The 5,924-nt window shown below is 56.7% G+C and carries 7 protein-coding genes; 4 read left to right on the top strand and 3 right to left on the bottom strand.

All coding sequences use genetic code 11. From position 1 onward, the window contains the following. A partial coding sequence (locus T424_RS0118530; RefSeq protein WP_027489042.1) for an IS5/IS1182 family transposase occupies positions 1–259 on the top strand: 259 nt, incomplete at its 5' end. A gap of 209 nt (positions 260–468) precedes the next feature. Here the strand turns inward: T424_RS0118530 and T424_RS21535 are convergent. After that, on the bottom strand, positions 469–822 hold the full coding sequence (locus T424_RS21535) for a glutathione S-transferase N-terminal domain-containing protein (protein WP_245269635.1): 354 nt from the start codon (positions 820–822) through the stop codon (positions 469–471). 232 nt (positions 823–1,054) lie between these two features. Here T424_RS21535 and T424_RS0118520 point away from each other — a divergent pair, with 232 nt between their 5' ends. Then, a complete protein-coding gene (locus tag T424_RS0118520) occupies positions 1,055–1,639 on the top strand; it encodes a TetR/AcrR family transcriptional regulator (RefSeq protein ID WP_027489040.1) in 585 nt (194 codons plus the stop codon). Then, complete coding sequence (locus tag T424_RS0118515; RefSeq protein WP_027489039.1) at positions 1,636–2,466, top strand: DMT family transporter; 831 nt, start codon at positions 1,636–1,638, stop codon at positions 2,464–2,466. Before T424_RS0118520 ends, T424_RS0118515 begins: the two co-directional genes overlap by 4 nt. A 712-nt stretch (positions 2,467–3,178) precedes the next feature. On the opposite strand, the gene T424_RS0118510 is transcribed toward T424_RS0118515, so the two are convergent. Both T424_RS0118510 and T424_RS21875 read right to left on the bottom strand, forming a co-directional pair. Continuing rightward, positions 3,179–4,168: a DarT ssDNA thymidine ADP-ribosyltransferase family protein gene (locus T424_RS0118510; protein WP_084268587.1), complete on the bottom strand. Its 990-nt coding sequence runs from the start codon at positions 4,166–4,168 to the stop codon at positions 3,179–3,181. Then, positions 4,159–5,070 carry a macro domain-containing protein gene (locus tag T424_RS21875; protein WP_051559254.1) on the bottom strand — a complete coding sequence of 304 codons (912 nt, stop codon included), beginning with the start codon at positions 5,068–5,070 and terminating at the stop codon, positions 4,159–4,161. Before T424_RS21875 ends, T424_RS0118510 begins: the two co-directional genes overlap by 10 nt. 612 nt (positions 5,071–5,682) lie before the next feature. Between T424_RS21875 and tnpA the strand changes: the two genes are divergently transcribed. After that, positions 5,683–5,924, top strand: a 242-nt coding sequence (gene tnpA / locus T424_RS0118500; RefSeq protein WP_027489037.1) for an IS66-like element accessory protein TnpA, incomplete at its 3' end; no start/stop codon positions are given.

Here is a 5,924-nt window from a genome sequence, read left to right as displayed (position 1 = left end):
GATGGCAGACACCGCATATGACAGTGATCGCCTACGTGCCGCCATCGCCGAGAAAGGCGCAGTGGCGGTGATCCCTAACAATCCTTCCCGCGCCAAGAAACACCCGCTGGACAAGGACCTCTATGCCCAACGCCATCTCATCGAATGCTGCTTCTCCAAGCTCAAGCACTTCCGCAGGGTCGCAACACGCTTCGAGAAAACAGCACGAAACTATCTCGCAGTCGTCACAATCGCAGCTATCGTCCTATGGATCAGGTAACTGTCCACACGACCTAGTCAGGCTGATTTGAGTCGCGATGCAAACGCAACGCGTTGCCGGATCTGGAGAGAATCGGCGTCGGTCCAGTCTCATGGCAATCTACATTGTCGCGAACGCCGCGTACTCTTAGCGTAGGATTTCACACTCTCCCGGAACCGACCCCTTCACGGCTTTTCCTGAAATAGGAAGCACTTTCCGGCTCCAGAAGGCTAACTTCCTCCATGAGCGTGGCGATACCAATATAGGGATGAAGAGTGAGCTGAGACCAGCGCTCGATGAAACGGCCCATCGATCTGCCCGGCAAACAAGCCCGGCCGATCCGGATAGGCGTCGTCGAGGGAGAGCGCAATCAAGAAGGAATCGGCGATCACCCGGTCTCCATCACGGATGACGGGGATTGCTCTGGAAACACCGTCCTCGACGTTCGGCACGCCGGTAAATGTTGTCGGGACGGTCTCGTATTGGAGCCCCTTGTGCGCGAGAGACATACGCGTTTTCCAGCAATGAGGGCTGAAACGGATAGCCACATTCGAACCGACAAGATCATAGAGGATGATTGTCATTGCCCCTCTCGAAATGAATCGACCGGGTCATGCGCTGACGACATCGGTCAGATGCACTGACGACCTCAGCCCATCTTTATAGTAAACGACCATGAACTTTGCCGGATGCTATCTCGGCTTTCGCAAGCTGCAAAGTCGGTACCTCCGTGGCATACTCGTTTTCAATCTCCGTTGACCAAATATGGTTGGGCATATATGAGTGAGACAGGTCTGTATCATATAGGACTTCAAGATGTCCCTACGCGCCGACGCCGCCGAAAAGCGCCAACGCATCGTTGAGATCGCCTACCGCCTGTTCAAACGCGATGGTTTCCACGCCACCGGCATAGACAAGATCATTGCCGAGGCCGAAGTCGCCAAGATGACGATGTACCGACACTTCCCGAGCAAAGACGGGCTAATCGTCGACGTTTTGGACTGGCGGGCAGAACGGTTCAAACGGCAGCTCGACCGCCTTTCCGAGGCCGCGTTGAAGCCCCGTAAGAAGATCATGGCGATTTTTGACTGGCATGAGCGCTGGTTCAATAGCTCCGATTTTCACGGCTGTCTGTTTCAGCACGCGCTCGCGGAGTTCGGGGAACCATCACATGCCGTGTTCGGAGCCGTCATGCGGCAGAAGCATGATCTGCAACAGAGGCTCCGCAACATCCTGGCGCAAACTCTATCGCCCGAGCAGGCCGAGCACGTCGCCGCGATACTGTTCATGCTGATCGAAGGGGCAACGGTACTTGCCCATATGGGTCAAGCAAAGACAGCGATCGCCAACGCCCGAACGGCGGCGGCCGATGTCCTGGTGTCAGCCGGGCTGCCTCAATGAGCGCCGTTGTCATCGGCCTAGCCCTGTTCGCGGCGATCCTTCATGCAACATGGAATGCCTTCTTGCGCAGCGGCGGCGATCGGCTATGGACCGTGACCGTCATGAGCTTCGCAAGCACGGCTTTCGCGCTTCCGTTCCTGTTCATCTACCCTCTGCCGGTGTCCGCAGCTTGGCTCTACATCGTTCTTTCGGCGGTGCTTCAGGTAGGATACAGTATCTTCCTCGTAGCGGCCTATCGGTATGGCGAGCTGGGGCAGGTCTATCCGATCGTGCGTGGAACGGTCCCGTTGCTGGTAACGATTGGCGCGTTCGTGATTACTGGCGCCAAACCCACCCTCTACCAGATTGCCGGCGTCGTCCTCGTGGCCGCGGGGATTATGAGTCTGGCGCTTGGGAAAGGGCGAGCGTCCACCTCGTCCATTCTGTTCGCGTTGGCGACCGGTGCAATCATCGCCGCCTACGCGACCGTCGATTCCATCGGCGTGCGGCAAACCGGACAAAGCGGAGCTTACGCGGCCTGGGTGCTTGTCTTCTACGGAGCATTTCTGCCGGTCACGTTCCTCGCTCTGCGTCGGCGGCTCCTCGTTGATTTTCGGGCTCGCGACACCTGGAAAGCCCTCGGCGGCGGAGTGGTCGCGATGATCGCCTATGGCGTTGTGGTCGCGGCCTTCGCACTCGGACCAGCTGGCCCGATCACCGCGTTGCGGGAAACAAGCGTCGTCTTCGCGGCTCTGATTGGCTGGATGTTTCTGGGTGAAACCCTGACCGCCGGACGCGTTCTCGCTTGCGTTATTGTTGCCGCCGGCGCGATCCTCATCGGGCTTTGATTGCCGATTACGCCGTCCGCACCGATCCTTCTCAGAGTCGCGGCTTGCTGATACTGCGATCGCGGAGCAGACGCCAGCGGTCTGCGTCATCGCGCCGATCGTCTCGGCGGGAGACCGGAACCTCCCCTCAAATGCGAAGCCATAGGCGAGGCCGAAGACGGTTTTCGTCACGATGACCTGGGGCCCGAGCGCCAGCGGCAGTCGACGGGACGCGAAGAAGACCTGGCGCGGGGTTACAACTGCGAGCCGTCCAGTCAATTGATGGGATAAGAACCGCTGACCCGTAATCCGACTTAGCTAAGCTATTGAAAAATATAGCCGTGGCGTGATGTTAGTCTGTGCGACCGAACAGTGCGACCGGCGAATGTCATGCTTGTGCGACACTTGTTACCGGTACGAGATTACAGGGATTTCATGTCGCGTAAGGCTGTCGCGAATGCTCAACATTCGCGACATAAGTTGCGTCAGCGGGGTGCCATGCACATTGCCGGCGGGCAAAAAGATTATGGCCGTATTTGCCGGCATAACCGATTTTGAGCGGATGTTGATCCTGGACCGAGCATCGTGGATAGGGCTGCCGCGAAAGCCCCAGGAGTCCGCTCGGATCACCAAATGCGCTCTGTGCGGCTTATCGGCGTCGGTCAGTTTCTTGGGCCAAAACCATGCCCGACGCCGTACCGGCTCAGGTCATCGTTCTTCACTCGATAGATCGTCAGAGGAAAATGTTGTTGCCGACATCCATGAACGACGCGAAGCCAAGATGACCTTCGAGATGAATTTTCACCAGATAATTGCCATCTGGAAGCTGTGCAGGAAATCGCCAGCTCGTTGACGGCAGGGGTGGTCGCGCCGGGCTTGCGGGATTTCGGTAGTCGACGCGCTTTACCCCGTCAGACGACCAAACTTCGACGTGGATATCAATGGGTGCGTAATCCTGGCGAGGGCTAAACTGTGCAACGACGCCATCACGCGCAATCGCGACTTTTTCGACGTAGACGAAACGCTTGTCGAATACGAGCAGGTCATCAGATACCAACACGCGGTCGCGCCACCCGTTGGCGTCAGATCCGAGCATATGGAGGAGCGTCGCTGCCTCTGCATCCGTCCTGCAGTAAATCCACTGCAAGGTTTGAGCCAATGACATCGGTGACGTCACCAAAACCTCTGCACAGCGGTGATCAATGATTGAGCGATCACCTGCGATATCGCCTTCATGATAGACCTTGTGGAAGGGTATCGACGAAAAATAGGCTTCGGTGTCACCCACGAAAGCAGACCCGAGTTGCATATTCCGGTCGCTGAAGCACACGCCATCTTGAAGAAGGACGCTCCGAGCGTCGAAAACGAACATGATCAGGATCGGGGCATGGGCATTCTCACCGTGGGCGCATTCGCCAGGCTTGCGAATACCCTCGATATGCCATTGCGTCGGAGTTCGCGGCCGGAAGTAGATCCGACCGAACTCGTGTGCATGGTTGCGTGCGTCGATCACGCCAACGCCGGCGATATCCCTCACCCGTGCATTCTGGGCATCGTTTCTCGACCGGAGATTCCCGTCTCTCAGAATTGCCACCGCATTTTCGATTGGCGCATGATGAAAAAGCCTTGCTGGCCATCGACCACGATAGGGTCGGTAGCTCGCCGCCAGAGATGCCGACCAGGTGTTGATATGGCTGTCTACAAAAGCACCGCTCAGTGCCATTGCAGCGTCATCTGTTCGGTTAACTGGGCATCGGCTGGGGCAATGCTCGTTGCCGGCTGGGCCAGTTCAAGTGCCAGCTCGGATGCCGCGTCGCCAAAGCGCTGTATTTCGATGAGGCGAACGAATGGGAGCAGAGCGAGGAGCGATATCAGCGCGCTCCCGCTTTCGAAGGCCGCCCAGCCAGCCTTCTCTTGAGTGAGAAAGCCCTTCTGGAGGGAAACCCAGATGCCCCAGAGGTCTTCGGCGTCGAACGCCCACTCGACATTCGGCGTCGATAGCCGGAGTTCGGTCCCGTCATACTCAGCGCTAAGACGTTCGTGCGAGCTTAGGTCAATGAAATTTGATCCGGCCAGTTCGATGGCACGCGGAAGCATCGAGAGAAACTCGGTGTACGAGGGTGCTGTATCGATCTGACCTGCCAGAACAGATGGGATGCGCTCCAGGTGTTCAGGCAAGCCGATCTTCTTGTCGAAGTCGTGGATAAATATCTGGATTTTCAGGGGAGCCAGGTAGTGCTCCATCACCGGCTTCACGTTATCCCAGTTAAGACCTCCATTGCCGCAACCCAAACGCGGAAACGAGATTTCTCGGATTCCGAGCTCGGAGAAGCCACTCACGAACTTCTGAAGGCCCTGCTCGATCCATTCGAGTTTCGACGGGTTGCGCCAATGATCCTTCGTCGGAAAGTTCAGAACCCATTGGGTCGATCCTTTCCAAAGCCACAGCTTTCCCGGCCGAAGGAGCTTTTGCTCGCAAATCCTGCGATATGCCGCGTACATCTGCGGCTCGCGGTCCCGGAACTCCTTTGCGATCCCTTTGCCCATAACTCCAACGCAATTCACCGTGTTGACCAGTGTCTGGGCGGACGACTCGAGCAGGCTGGTTCGACGGTAGATCAACATAGCGTTCGCCGCTTCCTTCCAACATAATCTCGCGAACATAGGTAGAAGGAAAACGTGTTGATGTGAAGATGTAGGCGGCAATTGGCGTTGAAATCGAATAGGCGCCCTTCAACACCTCGAGAGGATGAAACTCGTGTCACCCCTACCAACTCAATTGGGTGCCTGCTGATCGCTGACCTAACCTTATACCAAGGCTCGAGGATGCTAACGCATCCTCGCCTTGAAAGAATTTCGAATATCTCAAATGCATCAAGGGCTTGAGATATTCGAAAGGGGAATACGAAGAGTCATTTTCAATGACTCTTCGTATTACACGGCTAAGAAGATTTCACCTGGGCGAGCGCGCCATTGACGTCGGAATTCGCCGAAACTAACCGACCAAGCACGCTGAAGTGAAGGCGTGGGGTTCGGATTCACTCCTTCTTACCTTTTAACGCACCGGCAAGCTGGACGATTAGGGAGTAAATCTGCGGGTCAATTTGGGCAGAATCGAGCGATGAGAAAGTTGAGGTTCTATCAATATTCCAGTGCTGGGTAAGCCCCCGGTGATGGCCGTCTTGCGATGTTGATGGGAACATCGGAAGTCCTAGTGCAAACACTAGGAGTAGTCCTATGACGAAGCATCCGATTGAAGTGATCACGTCCGTTGAGCGTCGCCGGCGCTGGTCTCGCGAGGATAAGGAGCGGTTGGTTGCGGCCTGCCTTGAGCCTGGTGCGGTTCTTTCCGAGATTGCGCGATCGGCTGACATCCACGTGAACCAGCTCTTTCGGTGGCGCAAGGAACTCTGCCGGATCGAGGAGCCGAGGCCTGACACGGCGAGCACGTTGGTGCCCGTGATCGTGTCGGAGGCCGC

The sequence above is a fragment of the Allorhizobium undicola ORS 992 = ATCC 700741 genome (genome assembly GCF_000621665.1).
GTDB lineage: Bacteria > Pseudomonadota > Alphaproteobacteria > Rhizobiales > Rhizobiaceae > Allorhizobium > Allorhizobium undicola.
This window is presented reverse-complemented; position numbering and strand designations above follow the sequence as displayed.